Source organism: Lutibacter oceani, assembly GCF_003384935.1.
Taxonomy (GTDB): domain Bacteria; phylum Bacteroidota; class Bacteroidia; order Flavobacteriales; family Flavobacteriaceae; genus Lutibacter; species Lutibacter oceani.
In genome coordinates this window covers 938567-958105 of the sequence record NZ_QTTQ01000009.1, presented here as the reverse complement: position 1 = coordinate 958105, position 19539 = coordinate 938567, and the positions used below count along the sequence as shown (strand labels likewise).

The following is a 19539-nucleotide window of genomic DNA, read 5'->3' as shown; positions in this document are numbered from 1 at the left end:
TTAAGAACAACTATAAAAAATGCTATGAAAAAGATTTATTTATTGGTTGTAACCACTTTTGTGGTTACGCTATCATTTGGGCAAACCGATGTTTTTATTAACGAAATTCATTATGATAACAGTGGAGCAGATATTGATGAAGGTATTGAAATTGCAGGACCAAGCGGAACTGATTTATCGGGATGGAGTTTGTTGTTTTATAACGGAGTAGACGGGACTATTTATGACACAAAAGCATTATCTGGTTTAATACCAAACCTACAAAATAATAGAGGTACGGTTTGGTTTTTAAATGCGAATATTCAAAATGATATTGAAGGAATTGCTTTACTAGATCCAAATAATTTTATTGTACAATTTTTAAGTTATAAAGGTGCTTTTACAGCAACTAGTGGATTAGCAACTGGGATGACATCCGTTGATATTGGTGTTTTTGAAGATGGTACTGATCCAGCAGGCGAATCGTTGCAATTGACAGGTTCTGGAACAAATTATGAAGATTTTAGCTGGGCACTTTCAGCTATTGCAACAAATGGTCTTGTTAATAACGGTCAAACATTTATTTTAGCACCCTCTATTTTGGCGAGTAATTCTGTTTCTGGAATGAATTATGAGTTTAATTTTGGCCCATCTGCAGAAGGTACATTTAATGTATCTGGAACAAATCTAACAACTAATAATATTGTTTTAATTGCTCCAACTAATTTTGAAATTTCTGAAACTTCGGGTTCAGGATGGGTATCATCAATTAATCTGTCCCCAATTGATGGTACCGTACCAATTACCACTATTTATGTGAGGTTAAAAGCTAATTTAAATATTGGATATTATACTGATAATCTTGTAATTAACAGTTTGGGAGCTATAAGTAAAACAGTTGTTTTAAGTGGAAATGTATCGCCTAATGTTGGTTCAATAATAATTACCGAGATTATGCATAACCCAACTATGGTAACTGATGCAAATGGAGAATATTTTGAAGTATACAATACCACCGCAATAGATATTGATTTGAATGGTTGGGTGATTTCCGATAATGAATCGGAATCTCATCCAATAAATTCATCAGTAATAGTACCTTCTGGAGGATTTGCTGTTTTAGCAAGAAATTCAATTTTTGTAGAAAATGGAAATTTTAATGCTGATTATGATTTTGTTAGTTTTACGTTATCATCTATCGACGAAATAATTTTAACAACTCCTGTAGAAATGGGGAGTGTTATTATTGATCAAGTGTATTATAATGATATAGATTTTCCAAATTATTCTGGGGAAAGTATGGAGTTGCACTTATATAAATATAATAGCGTTTCTAATGATACTGGTTCTAACTGGGGAACGGCAACTACTGCTTATGGTCTTGGAGATTTAGGGACACCAGGAGCTAACAACGATTTTGGCTTAGCAGTAGTTAAAAATGAAATCGAAAACTTTTCAATGTATCCAAATCCTGTTTCAAACGGGGTGTTATATATTTCATCAAATAACAATTTAAATAAACAAGTTGAAATTTATAATTTAACTGGACAACAAGTTTATAATACAAAATTGGAATTAAAGAAAATTATAAATATTTCTGATTTAAATAGAGGTATTTATTTTGTAAGAGTTGAAGAAGGTGGTAAAATTGCAACACGTAAATTAATTGTAAATTAAAAATTGAAGTTGGTGATTGTAATTTATGCGAAATAAGTTTTACTATTGTACCTGAATAAATAACTATAGAAATTTTCATTTTAAGAAGATATTTTTAAATTATTTATAAAATAAATACTTAAAGTAAGGGAAAAACATACTAAAGTAAGGTTTTTCCTTACTCATTTTATTTGTAAAAACAATCCATTTATAGTTTTTTTAGACCTATTTGTTAAGTTTTACTTAATAGCATAGCTATTTATATAATAAATAAGGATTTTTGGGAGATTTTTTAAAAAATAAATCCCCAATGAAATTTTTTTACGTTCTATTTATTTTATTATTAATAACTACCCCAAGTTTTGGGCAAGTACAAATTTCTGAAATTCATTATGATGATAGTGGAGCTGATTCAGGAGAAGGAATTGAGATTACAACCTCAGTTACAACAGATTTAACGGGTTGGAGTATAAATTTGTATGATAGTGTCGGAACATTATATTACACTTTTAATTTTCCAAATAGCACTATAATAAATACAGGAGAATATTTGTGGGTATCTTATATGGGTGGATCTAATCCGGATTATGCTATAAAAAATGTTTCTGGTGGAGTTGTACTGCTAAATGGTTCAACTGTTGTTGATACCCTTTGGTATGGCACTTCTACACCAGCTCCATCAACAATTTCTTATACACAGTTAACTGTTTCTGAAAATAATAGTACATCTAACGGTACTTCAATACAATTAACTGATAGTGGATGGATAGCTGGAATTTCTGCAACACCTGGTACAGGACCAACAGCAGGACTAACACTTTCTGTAGTTAAAAATGAAATCGAAAACTTTGCAATGTATCCAAATCCTGTTTCAAATGCAAAACTTAATATATCTTCAAACAGTTGGGCCGATAAACACGTAGAAATTTACTCAATAAGTGGTCAAAAGGTTTTTAGTAAGTTAGTAAAATATAAAGAGGTTTTAGATATTTATAACTTAAATAAAGGAATTTATTTGGTAAGAATAGAAGAGGAGGGTAAAATAGCTACGCGAAAATTAATTGTAAATTAAAAGTGATATAGATATTACAATTTATAAAAAAGTAAGGGAAAACCTTACTTTTTTAAGTTGAAAAATTACCAATTATTAATAAAAACAAACCGTTGGCATACTTTTTTGGCTATAAGTTGTTTGTTATTAGCTTTTTATTCAATTTCGCGAAGAATTTTGAATTTCCCCACAAATGAAAAATTTTTACTTTTTAATAATTACAGTATTTTTAACAACTCTAAGTTTTGGACAGAGTGTGAGTATTTCAGAAATTAACTACAACTCTGATGCGTCACCTGGCGTGGAATTGATGGGAGAAGGTGTTACAGATCTATATGGATGGAGCCTAGTTTTTTATCAAGGAACTAACGAAAAGGTTTATTTAACAATTCCTTTAGCTCAAACATTAAATAATAATATTATTTGGATTGATGTTCCAGGCATTTCTGACGGATTTCCAAAAGGTGCTGCTGTGGCCTTAATTGATAATAATGGCACCGTAGTAGAATTTTTAAGTTATAATGGATCTTTTGTTGCTAAAAATGGTCCAGTTGCGGAAGCTAATTATACAAGTCCGTCTGAAGATATAGCTGGAAATAATGTAATTAAAACTCCTGAAGAATCTTTACAAAAACTGGTGAATCCTATTAGATGGATTAAACAACCAGCTACTCCAGGGTTTCCAAATTCAAATAAATCTTTAGGAGTTGTAAAAAATCAAATTGATGGTTTTAATGTATATCCAAATCCGGTGAATAATGGTAATATTTCAATTTCTACTAAAAACTCATTGGAAAAATATGTTGTTATTTATTCAATTTTAGGAAGTGTGGTTTATGAAAAAACTGTGCAATCAAATGAAATTATTAATGTTAAAAATTTAAATACTGGTTTATATTTTATTCAGGTTGAAGAAGATAAAAAAATTTCTGTAAAAAAAATATTGATTAATTAATTTTTAGAAATCTAACTTTTAAAAAGCATCTTTATTAATAAAGATGCTTTTTTTATTATATTTATATAAAAAAAGCTATGAACACTAAAATTAATTTTGAAAACATATTGTTTTTAGACATTGAAACAGTACCTGAAACAGAGTTTTATAATGAGTTAACCGAAGAAAAGCAAGAGCTTTTTGCTTTAAAAACTCAATACCAACGCAAAGAAGATTTTACTCCTGAAGAATTTTATGACAGGGCAGGTATCTGGGCTGAGTTCGGTAAAATTGTATGTATTTCTGTTGGTTATTTTATTAATTTTAAATCGAAAGAAAGAAAATTTAGAGTCACTTCTTTTTTTGGAGATGAGGTTAAAATTTTAAAAGATTTTAAGAATCTGTTAGATAAACATTTTAATAAATCCCAACATTTACTTTGTGCTCATAATGGTAAGGAATTTGACTTTCCGTTTATGGCTAGAAGAATGATAATTAAGCAAATAGCTTTACCTGAAAAACTGAATTTATTTGGTAAAAAACCTTGGGAGATAGCTCATTTAGATACCATGGAGTTATGGAAATTTGGTGATTATAAGCATTTCACATCATTAAAATTACTAACTTCAATTTTAGGAATTCCGTCACCAAAAGATGATATTACTGGTAGTGAGGTTGGTACTGTTTATTATAAAGAAAAAAATATACAAAGAATTGTTACTTATTGTGAAAAAGACACCATTGCGATAGCGCAATTATTATTGCGTTTTAATAATGAACCTTTAATTGAAGCATTAGATATTATTCATGTATAAAGTTAAAAAGTTTATATATGTTTTCAGTATCATACATGGATGTGTTGGTATCCTTAGCAAGTTTTTAAGTGAAAACAAAAAACTATTCTTCTAACTTAGAAGAAAGTTCAAACCAACGTTCTTCTTTAGAATCAATTAAATTAGAAATTTCTTGAAGACGAATAGATAATTTATTTATTTCTTCGCCAGAAAGAGAACTATCTAAAAAGGCTGCTTCAATATTACTTTTTTCGGAATTTAATTTTTCAATTTCACCTTCAATACCATCAAATTCTTTTTTTTCTTTATAGGATAACTTTGCTTTTGTTACAGGTAGTTTTGTTTTAGATTCAGGTTTTTTTATTTCAATAGTATCTTCTTTAGGTTTAGAATCCTCATATGCTCTAAAATCGGAATAGTTTCCCGGAAAATCTTCTATTTCACCAGCTCCTCTAAATACAAATAAATGATCCACAATTTTATCCATAAAGTAACGGTCATGTGATACTACTAATAAACACCCTGGAAAATCTAACAAGAAATTTTCCAACACATTTAAAGTAATAATATCTAAATCGTTTGTTGGCTCATCTAGAATTAAAAAGTTTGGATTTTGAATTAAAACAGTACATAAAAATAATCGTTTACGCTCACCGCCACTTAGTTTTTCAACAAAATCATACTGACGTTTTCTGCTAAACAAAAAACGCTCTAATAATTGACCAGCAGAAATTTTTCTCCCTTTTGTTAACGGAATATATTCACCAAACTCTTTAATAACCTCAATTACTTTTTGACCTGGTTTTATAACAATTCCATCTTGCGTGTAATAACCGAATTTTATGGTTTCTCCAACAACAACTTTACCACTGTCAACAGGAATTTCTCCAGTAATAATATTTAAAAAACTAGATTTACCAGTTCCATTTTTCCCAATAATACCAATGCGTTCTCCACGCAAAAAATTATAATCAAAGTTGTCTAAAATTTTTAAATCATCAAACGATTTTGAAATTTTATGAAGTTCTAAAATTTTAGTTCCCATACGCTCCATATCAATTTCCAACTGAACTTCATGGTCGTTTCTTCTCTTGGATGCAGCTTCTTTAATTACATAAAAATCATCAATTCTACTTTTACTTTTTGTAGTTCGGGCTTTTGGCTGTCTACGCATCCAATCCAATTCTTTTTTAAACAGGTTTTTAGCTTTGTCAACACTTGCTTGTTCCTGTTCAATCCTAGCTTCTTTTTTTTCTAAATAATTAGAATAATTCCCTTTATAAGTATAAAAACCGCCATTATCTAATTCAACAATTTCATTACAAACACGCTCTAAAAAAAAGCGGTCATGCGTTACCATAAATAGTGTAATTTTTTCTTTTTCAAAGTAGCTTTCTAACCATTCAATCATTTCTAAATCTAAATGATTTGTTGGTTCATCCAATATTAATAAATCTGGTTTGTGGATTAAAATTAATGCTAACGACAAACGTTTACGTTGTCCACCGGAAAGTTCACATACTTTTTTGGTTAAATCGTCTAATTTTAGTTTGGATAGAATTTGCTTAAATTGTGTTTCAAAATCCCATGCGTTTAGTCGTTCCATTTTCTCAAATGCTCTTTGATACTCGTTTTCGTCTTCAGGATTTTTCAGTGCATGCTCATATTCCTCAATCACTTTTAAGGTTTCATTGCCCGAATCAAATATGGTTTGTTCAACAGTTAAATTATCGTTTAAATTATCTTCTTGTGATAAGTATTCAATGTTTAATCCTTTTCTTGAAATTACCTGTCCGGTATCAGAACTGTCCAAACCTGCAATAATATTAAGCATGGAAGTTTTACCTGTTCCATTTTTTGCAATAAATGCAATTTTTTGATCTTTATTTATTCCAAAGGAAATATCACTAAAAAGTGTTAATTCTCCAAAAGATTTTGATATGTTTTCAACCGATAGGTAATTCATGCACTCCAAATTTTAGTCGCAAAATTACATAAAATAAATGCCAATAATACAATTAAACTTATTTGGGCGTTCCTTTGCAGGTCGGGCTGTTATTACTCGCTTTTTTTTGGTTGAAAAAAAATACAATAAAAGAGCTCAAACATACCATTCCATCCCTAACGCAGTTTCCAATTGAAAAACAAACCATAATGTTTATTTGTCATTCTGAACGATAGTGAAGAATCTCAGGGTTATAGTTGGAGATTCTTTATTGCTTTATACTAAATTCGGAATAACAGTTAACTTTAGACTTTTCTGCCATAAAACCTCAAAACTTAAAAGAATAGCTGTATTTTTAGCACATAAAATAATTAGATGCTTTCAGTTAAAAACCTATCAATTTCATTCAAATCAAACAAACTACAAAATACTGTTGTTCATGATATTTCCTTTGAATTGAAACAACAACAAATTTTAGGAATTGTTGGTGAATCTGGAAGTGGAAAATCGGTAACATCATTAGCTATTTTAGGCTTACTTTCAAAAAATGCTAAAATAAAAGGGGACATTATTTTTAATGATATTAATTTAAAATCACTTTCAGAAAAGGAATTTCAGCAAATAAGAGGCAATAAAATTTCTATGATTTTTCAAGAACCTATGAGTTCTTTAAATTCAAGTTTAACTTGTGGTTATCAAGTTATGGAGATTTTATTACAGCATAAAAAATTAGCAAATAAAGTTGCAAAGGAACAAGTAATTGAGCTTTTTAATAAAGTAAAACTGCCCCGAGCAGCCGTTATTTTCAATCAATATCCACATCAACTTTCAGGTGGGCAAAAGCAACGTGTAATGATTGCTATGGCAATTGCATGTAAACCACAAATTTTAATCGCTGATGAACCAACAACAGCTTTGGACGTTACGGTTCAAAAGGAAATAATTCAGCTTTTAAAAGAGCTTCAAAGAGAAACAGAAATGAGTATTATTTTTATTTCTCATGACCTATCATTAGTTTCTGAAATTGCTGATAATGTGCTGGTTATGTATCAAGGTAATATTGTGGAACAAGGTGAAGTTAAACAGGTTTTTAGAGCTCCTAAACATAATTATACCAAAGCATTAATTAATTCAAAACCCAATTTAAAAGAACGAATTAAAAAATTGCCAACAGTTCAAGATTTTATGAATGGAACATTTCAAAAAGAAATTTATTCAGACCTTGAACGCACTCAATTTCATAAAAATATATATAGTAAAAAACCATTGTTAGAGGTGAAAAATTTAGCTACTTATTTTATATCTAATAATAGTTTCTTTTTTGGTAAAAAGAATGTTGTAAAAGCAGTAGACAATGTTTCTTTTCAATTATTTGAAGGGGAAACTTTAGGCTTGGTAGGTGAATCTGGGTGCGGAAAAACTACTTTAGGCCGCACTATTTTACATTTAGAAAAAGCAATAAAAGGAACAATTTTTTACAAGCAAAAAGACATTACAAATCTTTCAAAAAATGAATTGAAAGTATTTAGAAAAGAAGTACAAATTATTTTTCAAGATCCTTTTTCTTCATTAAATCCTAGAATTCCTGTTGGAAAAGCAATTATGGAACCAATGAAAGTGCATACTATTTTTTCTTCTTACGAAGAGCGAAAAAAGCACGTGTTAGATATTTTAAATAAAGTTGGTTTAGAAGAGGCTCATTTTTATAGATACCCTCATGAATTTTCTGGTGGACAACGGCAACGAATTGGTATTGCTCGTACAATTGCCTTAAAACCTAAATTAATAATTTGTGACGAATCTGTTTCCGCACTAGATGTTTCCGTGCAGGCACAAGTATTAAATTTGTTAAATACCTTAAAGGAAGAATTTGGGTTTACGTATATTTTTATTTCGCATGATTTGGCAGTAGTTAAATATATGTCTGATCAGTTAGTGGTTATGAATAAAGGAAAAATTGAAGAAATTGGAGATGCAGATACCATTTATAAGACTCCAAAAACCACCTACACTAAAAAATTAATTGATGCAATTCCAAAAGGAATTGATGATTAATATTTAAAAATTGTTATTATTTTTTTGCTAAAAGATTGGATAAAGTTGAAAAGAAGGAACTATTTTTCATCTTAATAAATTGTATATTGCGCTATTAATGAAAATTAAAAAAAAACATATTATAATTTTATTGGGGATTGGTTTTTTCTCTAATTTTTCTTATGCTCAAAATATTGATAATCAAGAAGTATTAGCTCTTAAATTTCAAGAACATTTTTTTGAATCTTTAAAGCAAACTGCAACTAATAATTATGCAAAAGCCATTGAAAGTCTTGAAAATTGTTATCAAATTGATTCGGTAAATTTAGCAGTTGAATTTGAGCTTTCAAAAAACTATTTATCACTTGAAAAGTATTTTGAAGCTGAAATATTTATTGATAAAGCACTGGAAAAAGAACCTAAAAACCGCTATTTATTAAAGCATAAAGTTGCATTACTAAAAGCCCAAAGAAATTATAAAGATGCTATAGAAATTCAAAAACAGCTTGTTAAAATTAAGCCGAGTTATTCAGATGAATTAGTTTTATTGTACATTCAAAATAAAGAATTTGAAAGCGCTGAAAATTTGATAACAGAAATTGAGGATAATGCGTTGGCAACATTAAGAATTAAAAGATTTAAAACGTATTTAATAAATAGAAAAAAATTAACTAAAAAGAAAGCTAATAATACAACCACCCAAAATCCAATAGAAAACCTAGGAATTGAATCTTTAAGAAAAGAGTATCAAGAAAATAAAAGCTATAAAGTATTATTAGAAATTTTAAAATATGAAATTGAAAATAGCCTTTTCGAAATGTTAAATACAGATTGTAAAAATGCGTTGGAATTGTATCCGGCACAACCATTATTATATAAGTTACAAGGTTTTGCTTTAAATAAGCTTAAAAAATATAATGAAGCAATTGACGTTTTAACAATTGGCATTGATTTTGTTATAGATAACATTGAAATGGAAGTAGATTTTTACAATCAACTTATTATTAGTTATGAAGGTTTAAATAATAAAAAAGAAGCCTTAAAATTCCAACAAAAGGTGGAACAGTTAAAACAAACAAATTAAATGAAATTATTTTCTAAAATATTACTTGTAGTTTTATTGGTTTTTACAGCTTGTAAATCCAATAAAAAAACTGTAGATAATACGAATGTGAATGCAATTACAACCAAAAAAATTATAAGCAACCATTACAATTCTAATTTTAATAAAAAAACCATTAATGCTAAACTAAATGCAAAATATAAAGACAATAGAACGTCGGTAACTTTTAGCATAAAATTACGTTTAGAAAAGGACAAAACTATATGGATGAGTGCAACAAAATTAGGGTTTCCAGTTGCTAAAGTTAAAATTACACCAAGTAGAGTAATCTATTACGAAAAATTGCAACGCACTTATTTTGACGGTGATTTTTCTTTGTTAAGCAAATGGTTAGGAACCGAACTAGATTATGAAAAAGTTCAAAATATATTGTTAGGTCAGGCGGTATTAAATTTAAGAAAAGGAAAATACGATTCTAAAATTGATAATAATTTGTACGAAATAAAACCTAAAAAAGACAATGATTTATTTGGGATTTTGTTTTTTATGAATCCAGAAAATTTTAAACTTAATAAGCAAGAAATTCGTAATCAAGACAAGCAACAATTACTTACAGTTTCTTATCCTAATTATAAAAATATTAAAGGAGAGCAATTTCCAGAAAATATAAATATTAGAGCAATTGATCATAAAAAATTAACAACCATTAATATAGAATATCGTACCGTTGAATTTAATGAGGATTTAACATTTCCGTTTTCAATTCCAAGTGGTTACAAAGAAATTAGTTTAAAATAATGCAGTTTAAATTAAATTACCTTTTTCTATTTTTAGCACTATTAATTAGTTCAAACATTGTTGCTCAAAAATCAAAGCGCCAAGTTTTAGAAGCAAGACGTATTCAACTTCAAAAAGATCAGATTTACATTAATGCATTGTTGTCCAACACAAAAAGAAAAGAAACCAATGTGTTAAATGAGCTAAAAGATATTGATGATAAAATAAATACTAGAGAAGATTTAATTGCCGCAATTGAAAGTGAATCAAATGAATTAGGAAACGAAATTTACTTGAATCAACTTGAAATAAATCAAAATAAAAGAGATTTAGTGGCGCTTAAAAAGGATTATGCTGATATGATTTATAAATCATACAAAAGCAAATCTCAAAATAGTAGAATTATGTTTTTATTGTCTTCAGAAAATTTTTTTCAAGGTTATAAACGTTTTCAGTATATGAAACAATATACTGCATTTAGAAAAAAACAGGGGGACGAAATTCAACAAAAAACTACAGAATTACAAGTTTTAACCGATTCCTTACAAGTTAAAAAAAATCAAAAGAAAACACTTTTAGAAATAAAGAAGAAAGAGCAATCTGTTATTGAAAAAGAAAAAAAATCTAAGGAAAATTTATTGACTCAGGTTAAACAAAAAGAAAATAAATACAAGAAACAGATTAGACAATTTCAAAAAGAGGAAAACAGAATAAATGCCCAAATTGATAAACTTATTAGAGATGCAATTACAGCTTCCAATAAAAAATCGGGAAATACTTCTAAAACAGCTTCTACAACTTTTGCTTTAACCCCGGAAGCAAAGGAATTGGCTTCAAAATTTGAACTAAACAAAGGTAAATTGGATTGGCCAGTAGAAAAGGGTTATGTATCTACTTTTTACGGTAAACAACCGCATCCAATTGTAAAATCAACCACAATACAAAGTAATGGCGTTAGAATTACTACAAACGATGGAAGCAAAGCAAGGGCTGTTTTTAATGGAACTGTTTTAGCTGTTCAAGTAATGTCTGGAAATAAAAAGGCAGTTTTAATACAACACGGAAATTATATTACGGTGTATAAAAATTTAGAAAATGTATTTGTAACTACTGGAGATAAAGTAACAACTAAGCAAGAAATAGGAACTATTTTTACAGATAAAATTACAGGAAAAACAATTTTAAGTTTTGTATTAACAAACAATGCTAAAACTTTAAATCCAGCAAGTTGGATTTATAGGATGTAATTTTAATTTGAAAACAAGGCTTTTAATTCAGTAGCATCAGAAGGTTTCATTTTTCCAGAAAGTATTAAACTTAGCTGTTTACGACGTAAGGCTCCTTCAAATCGTTCAATTTCAAGTTTAGTTTCTGGTTTTATTTGAGGAACTGCAACTGGTGTTCCGGTTGTATCAACGGCCACAAATGTGTATATTCCTTCATTTACTTTAGTGCGTTCTTGTGATTCTCGATCTTCAATCCAAACATCAACATAAATTTCCATGGATGATTTAAATGCACGCGAAACTTTGGCTTCAATAGTAACAACGCTTCCAACAGGAACAGCTTTGTTAAAAGCAACATGATTTACAGATGCTGTTACAACAATTCTGCGTGAATGGCGACGTGCAGCAATACTACAAGCTCTGTCCATTCTTGCCAATAATTCTCCTCCAAACAGGTTACCTAAAGGATTAGTTTCTCCAGGTAATACAATATCAGTTAAAATAGTTAAAGATTCTTTAGGTGCTTTTATCATGCCTTTTTAATTTTTGGCAAAGGTAAAGCTATTTTATCAAAAAAGAGTGTGAATATTAATTTTGAAGTTTAGTACTCTTTTACTAGTAACCAAGCGTCTTTAGAGTCGGTTTTTTTAATTGTATTTAACTTGTTTATAGCTTCATTTCGTGAGTTAAAACTCTCGTAAGCTACCTGGGTTAAATTCCATTTGTTAACACCTAAAATTTTAGCGTTATAGCCTTTGCTTTGTAGCTGTAGCAGTTTTTTTTCAGCATTTTCAGGTGCTCTAAAAGCCCCAGCAATAATATGGTAGTTAAAAGTTTGTTTAGTAACATTTAAAGTAATTGCTGGTAATGGATTGCTAATTACAAAAGTTGCTTCTTGAATAGATTTTTCTACTTTTTTCTGTTGTTGTTCAGCTTCAACAACTAAATTATTGTATTCAACCTTTTGATATTCTTTCCATCCAAAAGCGCCTAAAGCAAATATAATTGCTGCAGATGCTGCATATTTAATAAAAGCAGGAGTTCTTTTCTTATTTTCTTTAGTTGGAAGTATTGGAGCAATGGTTTCTAACTGTTTTACTTTTTCTTTGTAAACAATTCGTTTAACAGCAGGAGAAACATAAGAATTTAACCCAAAAGATGAGGTTAAATAATTTATTGTATTTAAAGGTTCAAAAATATAATTACCATCATTATTTAAATGAAAAGTTCCAATATTTTCAATATCAAGTTCATCGCTGTTTAATATTGATTTCCAGGAATCTACTTCTTTATGAATGTATTGAACAGCTTTAGAATATGAAATATTTTCAGACGTAGCTACATAATTTGCTAATAATCCATCATTATTTTGCAAATGTGAATTGAAAGTTAATTGTTTTGAAGGCGCATAAAATGTATGTGTAAAATGATTCACCTTAGCAGAAATCTCGTTTGTAACAAAACCTCCAAAGTTTGGTACAATTACACATTCATATCTATATAATAAGTTGCTTATGTATTTTGCTAATGTCATTAAAACAAATATAAGAGAAAACTGGCCTAAAAATATAAAGTTACTACATTTTTTATTAACAATAATTTTATATATTGACACTCAAATTGTTAAAAAATGCTAGAAGAAGATTTGTTGTACGTTTTGGCGTTACAGCGTGTAAAAGGAATAGGTGATATTAATGCAAAAAAGTTAATTTCACATTGTGGAAGCGCAAAAAATGTGTTAAAAGAAAAACGTCAAACGCTCGAAAAAATAAATGGAATTGGTGCTTTTACCATTAAACATTTATTTGATTCTAATAATTTAATTGAAGCGGAAAAAGAATTAGAATACATTCAAAAAAATAACATTACAACTTTTTATTTTGAAGCTGAAAATTACCCCGAAAAATTAAAACATTGCATTGACGCTCCAATATTAATTTTTAAGGAAGGTAATTTTGATTTATCAAACAGACCAATAATTAGTATTGTTGGAACACGAAAAATTACAAGCTATGGACGTTATTTTTGCGAAAAATTAATTTCTGATATAAAACAGTACAACCCTATAATTGTAAGTGGTTTTGCCTATGGAGTTGATATTTGTGCTCACAAAGCAGCATTAAAAAATAAACTTACCACAATTGGTGTATTAGCACATGGATTTGAAGAAATGTACCCAAAATCTCATAAAAAGTATGTTTCTGAAATTAATAAGAATGGTGGTTTTTTTACTGATTTTTGGCATAATGATTCCTTAATTCGTGAAAATTTTTTAAAACGAAATAGAATTGTTGCCGGTATTTCAGAAGCTACTATTATTATTGAATCTGCCGAGAAAGGAGGTTCGTTGGTTACTGCTGATATTGCAAACTCATACAGTCGCGATGTTTTTGCCGTGCCAGGAAGAAGTAGCGATAATTTAAGTAAAGGTTGTAACGATTTAATTAAAAGAAATAAAGCTGCTATTTTAACTTCTGCCAACGATTTAATTGAAATGTTGAACTGGGATATTGAAACTAAAAAAGAGCATATTATTCAAAAACAATTATTTGTTGAATTAGATGAAACAGAACAGTTGGTTTACGATTTTTTAGTTGATGAAGGAAAGGAATTATTAGACATTATTTCTTTAAATTGTGAGTTGCCTATTTATAAAACAACTACAATATTGTTTAATTTGGAAATGAAAGGCGTTGTAAAACCATTGCCAGGAAAACTGTTTGAAGCTATTTAAAGTTTAGGTTACATTTAATAATTCGATTATTTGTATTTTCGCTTCTTAAAAAATAATTATGATTGAAATTCCAAAACAAGTAAAAGGTTTAATTTTTGATTTAGATGGAACAATAGCAAACACCATGCAAAATCACTTTTTGTCTTGGAGAGAAGCTATTTTACCGCACGGAATAGATTTTAATGCTGAATTGTTTAAATCTTTAACAGGAAAACCAAGAGAAGCAACAATTATAAGATTAAATGAAATGTTTGGAACTAACATGGATCCAATTGCTGTAGGTAAAGTAAAAGGGGAAACTTTTAAAAAAATGGTAAACCAAACAAAAGAAATTTCTGTTGTAGCGGATGTTGTACGTAAATACCATACTGTTTTACCAATGTCTATTGGAACCGGAAGTACTAAAAATGGTGCAAAAACAACTTTGGAAGTTATAGGAATGAATCACTTTTTTGATATTGTAATTACTGCAAATGATATTCAAAACCCAAAACCACATCCAGAAACTTTTTTAAAATGTGCAGATTTAATGGGTATTAACCCTAAAGAATGTATTGTTTTTGAAGATGGTATTTTAGGTATGCAAGCGGCAAAAGAAGCAGGTATGTTAGTTGTTGATGTAAACGATTATTTTAAAATGGAATTTACGGTTTAGTAATTTTCAATTAATCCAGTTTCCCATTCATCTAAAAAAACTTCAATTTCTTCAATAAATTCAAATTGTTTTTGTGTTCTGTTTATGGTACAATGCACAACTATTTTTTCTCTTTCAGGAGGAAAACCTGTGGTTATTGTCCAAGATAACGCATTTGGACAATCTAATAAGGTAAATCGAACTCCGCCATTAATTTTATCGTAACTAATTGTAAATTCCCCCCAAAGTGTTGCGCCATAAAAATTAGCTCCATTGTTATTTATATAAAACATACTTTCGGTAAAGTTCTCTAATGTAGAAGGTGTAATTTTATCTTGAATAATTTCTTCAGACACTTTTTTATCTATTATTCTAAAAAACTCCATATTAATTATTTTTTGTGTGATTGAAAACTTTCAATAATAACCGTAGTTAAAATAAGTGCGCCTCCAAAAAATGTACTTGTTGAAGGTATTTCATTTAAAAATAACATACCAAAAATAATTCCATAAATAGGGCTCATACTACTCATTATGCTTACTGCGCTTATATTAAAATTTTTAAAACTATTAACAAAAAGTGTATGTCCAATTGTTGTTGTAAGTAAAGCTAATGAAACAATTTTAACCCAGTTAGTAGCATCATTATATTCGTAGTTAATAGTTACAGGCCATAAAAGTAAAATAACAACAATTAATTGGTAAAACATAACTTTTGAAGCATTGTAATGCGAAACATTTCGCTTGGTAAGTATATTTCTTAAAGCATAAAACAGCGCCGAAATAATTCCCATTAAAACCCCTTTAGTGTCGCTATTTTCAAAATTCATTTCAGGAGTTAAAAAATAAATTCCAACTACTACCATTCCACTTAAAATCAATTGATTTTTACTCAGTTTTATTTTGAAAAAAAGAGGTTCCAAAAGTGCTGTAATTACTGGGTAAGTAAATAAAGATAGCATTCCAATGGCAACACTTGATAAATGCAAAGCGTAAAAATAGGTAACCCAGTGTGCACCTAATAAAAAACCGCTTAGCAGTAATGAAAAAGCATCTTTTTTGCTTTTTATTTTTAAATCGTATTTTTTATACCAGCAAAATAATCCAATAAAAAAGGCTGCAAAAACACATCGCCACCAAATAGTTATTTCTGGAGGAAATAAAATAGATCTTCCTAAAACACCAGATGTACTTATAAAAACTATTGCAATATTTAGTTCAAGTATATTTTTTAAATGTTGATTTTTCACTTATATTTTTTGAAGCTCAAATAACGCCTTTTCAACGGATGTTATATGAATAAATGTTAATAATAATCGCAAACCACTTTTAGTCTCTTTTTCTTTCATAACGCAGGTTGTAGGATTATTTTGTACAAACTGCAGTACTTTAGTAAAAATGGGTGTTTGGTAATAAGAACTTTGCTGATCTGAAACAAAATAACAAAGCATTCTGTTTTTCTTTAAAATTAAGCGTTCTATTCCTAATTTTTTTGCAATCCATTTTATGCGTACGCTATTTAACAAATCAACTACCTGAGTTGGCAATTCTCCAAACCTATCAATTAATTGAACTTCAAAATTTTGTAGTTCTTCTTCAGTTTTTAGTTCACCTAGCTGATTGTATAAACTCAATCGTTCTGAAATTACATTTATATAATCATCAGGAAATAATATTTCAAAATCAGTGTCAATTTGAATTTCTTTTACATATTCTTTTGGCTTATCAGAACTATCTTTATATAAATCTTTAAACTCGTTTTCTTTTAATTCTTCAATAGTTTCAGTCAATATTTTCTGATAGGTATCAAAACCTATATCATTAATAAAACCACTTTGCTCACCACCTAATAAATCTCCGGCGCCACGTATTTCCAAATCTTTCATGGCAATATTAATTCCACTGCCTAAATCGGTAAATAGCGAAATGGCTTCAATTCTTTTTCGTGCATCATCGGTCATCATATGATAGGGTGGCGTAATAAAATAACAAAATGCTTTTTTGTTTGAACGGCCAACTCTACCTCGCATTTGGTGTAAATCTGATAATCCAAAATTATTGGCATTGTTTATAAAAATGGTATTGGCATTGGGTACATCTAAACCACTTTCAATAATAGTTGTTGAAACCAATACATCAAATTCATTATTAATAAAAGAAAGCATTAAAGTTTCTAATTTTTTACCATCCATTTGTCCGTGACCAATACCAATTTTAGCATCAGGTACCAAGCGTTGTAACAAACCAGCAACTTCTTTAATGTTTTCAATTCTGTTATGAATAAAAAATACTTGTCCACCTCGTTGAATTTCATACCGAATAGCATCACGAATAATTTCTTCATTAAAACGAATAACATTACTTTCAATAGGAACCCGGTTTGGTGGTGGTGTGCTTATTACCGATAAATCTCGCGCTGCCATTAAACTAAACTGCAATGTTCTTGGAATTGGAGTTGCGGTAAGTGTTAAGGTATCAATATTTTCTTTAATGGTTTTTAATTTATCTTTTACAGCAACACCAAATTTTTGTTCTTCATCAACAATTAACAAGCCTAAATTTTTGTATTTTATGTTTGCATTGGTTAATTGATGCGTGCCAATAACAATATCAATAGTGCCATTTTCCAAACCTTCTAACACACCTTTGCGTTGTTTTGCAGATCTAAAACGGTTTAAATAATCAACGGTAACTGGAAAATCTTTTAAACGTTCACTAAACGTTTTAAAATGTTGAAAAGCTAAAATGGTAGTGGGTACTAATATAGCTACTTGTTTGCCGTTGTCAACAGCTTTAAAAGCAGCCCTTACCGCAACTTCGGTTTTACCAAAACCAACATCACCACAAACCAATCGGTCCATTGGTTGTTCACTTTCCATATCAGTTTTTACATCTTGTGTTGCAGAAGATTGATCTGGTGTATCTTCGTATAAAAAACTTGCCTCAAGCTCGTGTTGTAAATAACTATCAGGATGGTATTGAAAACCTTTTTGAAATTTTCGTTTTGCATACAATTCAATTAAATTATACGCAATATGACGAATACGAGATTTGGTTTTTTGTTTAAGGGTTTTCCAAGCTTTAGATCCTAATTTATGTAATTTTGGCGCTTTGCCATCTTTACCATTGTATTTTGAAATTTTATGAAGTGAGTGAATACTGATGTATAAAATATCACGTTCTCCATAAATTAGTTTAATAGCTTCTTGTTTTTTACCTTCAACATCTATTTTCTGTAATCCGCCAAACTTTCCAATTCCGTGATCAATATGCGTAACAAAATCTCCAATTTCAAGGTTGGTTAATTCTTTTAGGCTAATAGATTGTTTTTTAGCGTAGCCATTTTTTAAACGGAATTTATGATAACGTTCAAAAATCTGATGATCGGTATAGCAAACTAATCTATTATCAACATCAATAAAACCTTGGTATAATGGAAAAACGATGGTTTTGTATTCAATTTCTTTGTCTACATCATTAAAAATATCGTGAAAACGATCTGCTTGTTTTTGAGAATCACAAAACAAATAATTGGTATAGCCTTTTTCTGAATTTTGATGAAAATTTTCAATTAACAAATCAAATTGTTTGTTAAATGCAGGCTGAGGTTTTGTATTGAAGGTGATTAATTGTTTTTCTGACTGTTTTAGAATTTTTTTGTGAGTTTCAGAATCAAGTTTAGAATGCTGCACATTTACAATTTCAACAGTTGTAAAATCTTGTAATTGTTTTTTAATTAGTTTACTGTCACAAAATAATTCTTTTGGTTCGGCGTGATTTATTGCGGTTGATAATTTTTTAAATTCATCCTCAGCTTTAATAAAAAGCTTATCTAATCTATTTGAAAAAAGATCTAGATTTTTTGTAAACACAACTGTTTTTGATGAAATATATTTTAAAAAACTCTCGCGTTTTTCATCCAAGGTTTTGTTTTCAATATTGGGCATTATGCTAACTTTTGTTAGCTTTTCGGTTGAAAGTTGTGTTTCAACATCAAAAGTTCTAATGCTATCTACTTCATCACCAAAAAATTCAATTCTATAAGGCTCATCATTTGAAAACGAAAATACATCAATAATACCACCACGTACTGAAAATTCTCCAGGTTCAGTTACAAAATCAACGCGGTTAAAATGGTATTCAAACAAAACTTCGTTAATAAAATCTAAGCTTAAATTATCATTTACACCAATCTTAAGCGTGTTCCTGTTTAATTCAGCTTTGGTAACAACTTGTTCAAACAACGCATCCGGATATGTAACAATTAAAGCCGGTTTTTTTCGAGAATTTAATCTATTTAAAACCTCCGATCTTAATAAAACATTGGCATTGTCAACTTCTTCAATCTGATAAGGTCTTCGGTAAGAACCCGGATAAAAAAGCACATCTTTATCATTTAACAATTGTTCTAAATCGTTTAAATAATAAGCGGCTTCTTCCTTATCATTAAAAATTAATAAAAACTGTTTATCGGCTTTTTTAAAGCTTTCAGAAATAACAAAAGACAATGAAGATCCAACCAAATTCGAGATTTGAATCTGTTGTTTTTCCTTAAGAATATGTTGAACTAATTGTTTATTTTCTACAACTTGTTCGTATTTTTTTATAATAGTTTGCTTACTCAATTGTTGCAAATTTTGCCAAAGGTAGCATTTTATAAAAAAAACGAAAAAATTAAGTAATAAATCCTTAAATTTATAAGAATGAATAAAA

Annotated in this window: 16 protein-coding genes and 2 pseudogenes; 10 read left to right on the top strand and 8 right to left on the bottom strand. The window is 29.0% G+C overall.

Annotated features, from left to right (window positions below; all coding sequences use genetic code 11):
* The first annotated feature begins 24 nt into the window (after positions 1 to 24).
* From BX611_RS04240 to BX611_RS04225, 4 genes are all read left to right on the top strand, one after another.
* The gene (locus BX611_RS04240; protein WP_115878386.1) at positions 25 to 1656 is read left to right on the top strand and encodes a lamin tail domain-containing protein; all 1632 of its coding nucleotides are present in this window, start codon (positions 25 to 27) and stop codon (positions 1654 to 1656) included.
* Positions 1657 to 1945: 289 nt separating this feature from the next.
* Complete coding sequence (locus tag BX611_RS04235; protein ID WP_147296398.1) at positions 1946 to 2707, top strand: T9SS type A sorting domain-containing protein; 762 nt, start codon at positions 1946 to 1948, stop codon at positions 2705 to 2707.
* 172 nt (positions 2708 to 2879) lie between these two features.
* Positions 2880 to 3641, top strand: a complete 762-nt coding sequence (locus tag BX611_RS04230) for a T9SS type A sorting domain-containing protein (protein WP_115878381.1) — start codon at positions 2880 to 2882, stop codon at positions 3639 to 3641.
* A gap of 77 nt (positions 3642 to 3718) precedes the next feature.
* Positions 3719 to 4435, top strand: coding sequence for a 3'-5' exonuclease (locus BX611_RS04225; RefSeq protein WP_115878379.1), 717 nt, complete (start codon positions 3719 to 3721; stop codon positions 4433 to 4435).
* Positions 4436 to 4517: 82 nt separating this feature from the next.
* On the opposite strand, the gene BX611_RS15320 is transcribed toward BX611_RS04225, so the two are convergent.
* The 3 genes and pseudogenes from BX611_RS15320 to BX611_RS15310 form a co-directional block, all read right to left on the bottom strand.
* Positions 4518 to 4901: a hypothetical protein gene (locus BX611_RS15320; RefSeq protein ID WP_449405342.1), complete on the bottom strand. Its 384-nt coding sequence runs from the start codon at positions 4899 to 4901 to the stop codon at positions 4518 to 4520.
* A 150-nt stretch (positions 4902 to 5051) separates the two neighbouring features.
* Positions 5052 to 5366: pseudogene (locus BX611_RS15315) on the bottom strand (ATP-binding cassette domain-containing protein); the annotation flags it as partial.
* Positions 5367 to 5549: 183 nt separating this feature from the next.
* Positions 5550 to 6380: pseudogene (locus tag BX611_RS15310) on the bottom strand (ABC-F family ATP-binding cassette domain-containing protein); the annotation flags it as partial.
* A gap of 354 nt (positions 6381 to 6734) precedes the next feature.
* On the opposite strand from BX611_RS15310, the gene BX611_RS15280 reads away from it, so the two are divergent.
* From BX611_RS15280 to BX611_RS04200, 4 genes are all read left to right on the top strand, one after another.
* Complete coding sequence (locus tag BX611_RS15280) at positions 6735 to 8414, top strand: ABC transporter ATP-binding protein (protein ID WP_115878375.1); 1680 nt, start codon at positions 6735 to 6737, stop codon at positions 8412 to 8414.
* Positions 8415 to 8511: 97 nt separating this feature from the next.
* Complete coding sequence (locus BX611_RS04210) at positions 8512 to 9477, top strand: tetratricopeptide repeat protein (RefSeq protein ID WP_115878373.1); 966 nt, start codon at positions 8512 to 8514, stop codon at positions 9475 to 9477.
* Positions 9478 to 10254, top strand: a complete 777-nt coding sequence (locus BX611_RS04205) for a DUF4292 domain-containing protein (RefSeq protein ID WP_115878371.1) — start codon at positions 9478 to 9480, stop codon at positions 10252 to 10254. It abuts the gene before it with no gap.
* Positions 10254 to 11480: a murein hydrolase activator EnvC family protein gene (locus BX611_RS04200; RefSeq protein ID WP_115878369.1), complete on the top strand. Its 1227-nt coding sequence runs from the start codon at positions 10254 to 10256 to the stop codon at positions 11478 to 11480. The genes BX611_RS04205 and BX611_RS04200 overlap by 1 nt, the downstream gene beginning before the upstream one ends.
* A gap of 2 nt (positions 11481 to 11482) precedes the next feature.
* Here BX611_RS04200 and BX611_RS04195 read toward each other — a convergent pair whose 3' ends face one another.
* Together BX611_RS04195 and BX611_RS04190 are read right to left on the bottom strand one after the other, a co-directional pair.
* Entirely contained in the window at positions 11483 to 11992 is a 510-nt protein-coding gene (locus BX611_RS04195; RefSeq protein WP_115878367.1) for an acyl-CoA thioesterase, read from the bottom strand.
* Between the two features lie 68 nt (positions 11993 to 12060).
* A complete protein-coding gene (locus BX611_RS04190; RefSeq protein ID WP_115878365.1) occupies positions 12061 to 12993 on the bottom strand; it encodes an HU domain-containing protein in 933 nt (310 codons plus the stop codon).
* Between the two features lie 96 nt (positions 12994 to 13089).
* On the opposite strand from BX611_RS04190, the gene dprA reads away from it, so the two are divergent.
* Positions 13090 to 14193, top strand: a complete 1104-nt coding sequence (dprA, locus tag BX611_RS04185; protein ID WP_115878363.1) for a DNA-processing protein DprA — start codon at positions 13090 to 13092, stop codon at positions 14191 to 14193.
* A 58-nt stretch (positions 14194 to 14251) separates the two neighbouring features.
* A complete protein-coding gene (locus BX611_RS04180; RefSeq protein WP_115878361.1) occupies positions 14252 to 14848 on the top strand; it encodes an HAD family hydrolase in 597 nt (198 codons plus the stop codon).
* On the opposite strand, the gene BX611_RS04175 is transcribed toward BX611_RS04180, so the two are convergent.
* Genes BX611_RS04175 through mfd form a run of 3 tightly spaced genes read right to left on the bottom strand, consistent with a single transcriptional unit; the run spans position 14845 to position 19385 of the window.
* Positions 14845 to 15213 (bottom strand): hypothetical protein, encoded by a 369-nt coding sequence (locus BX611_RS04175; RefSeq protein ID WP_115878359.1) that lies wholly within the window; start codon positions 15211 to 15213, stop codon positions 14845 to 14847. The genes BX611_RS04180 and BX611_RS04175 overlap by 4 nt on opposite strands.
* A gap of 5 nt (positions 15214 to 15218) precedes the next feature.
* Complete coding sequence (locus BX611_RS04170; protein ID WP_115878357.1) at positions 15219 to 16076, bottom strand: DMT family transporter; 858 nt, start codon at positions 16074 to 16076, stop codon at positions 15219 to 15221.
* Positions 16077 to 19385, bottom strand: coding sequence for a transcription-repair coupling factor (gene mfd / locus BX611_RS04165; protein WP_394340454.1), 3309 nt, complete (start codon positions 19383 to 19385; stop codon positions 16077 to 16079).
* Positions 19386 to 19539 lie beyond the last annotated feature (154 nt).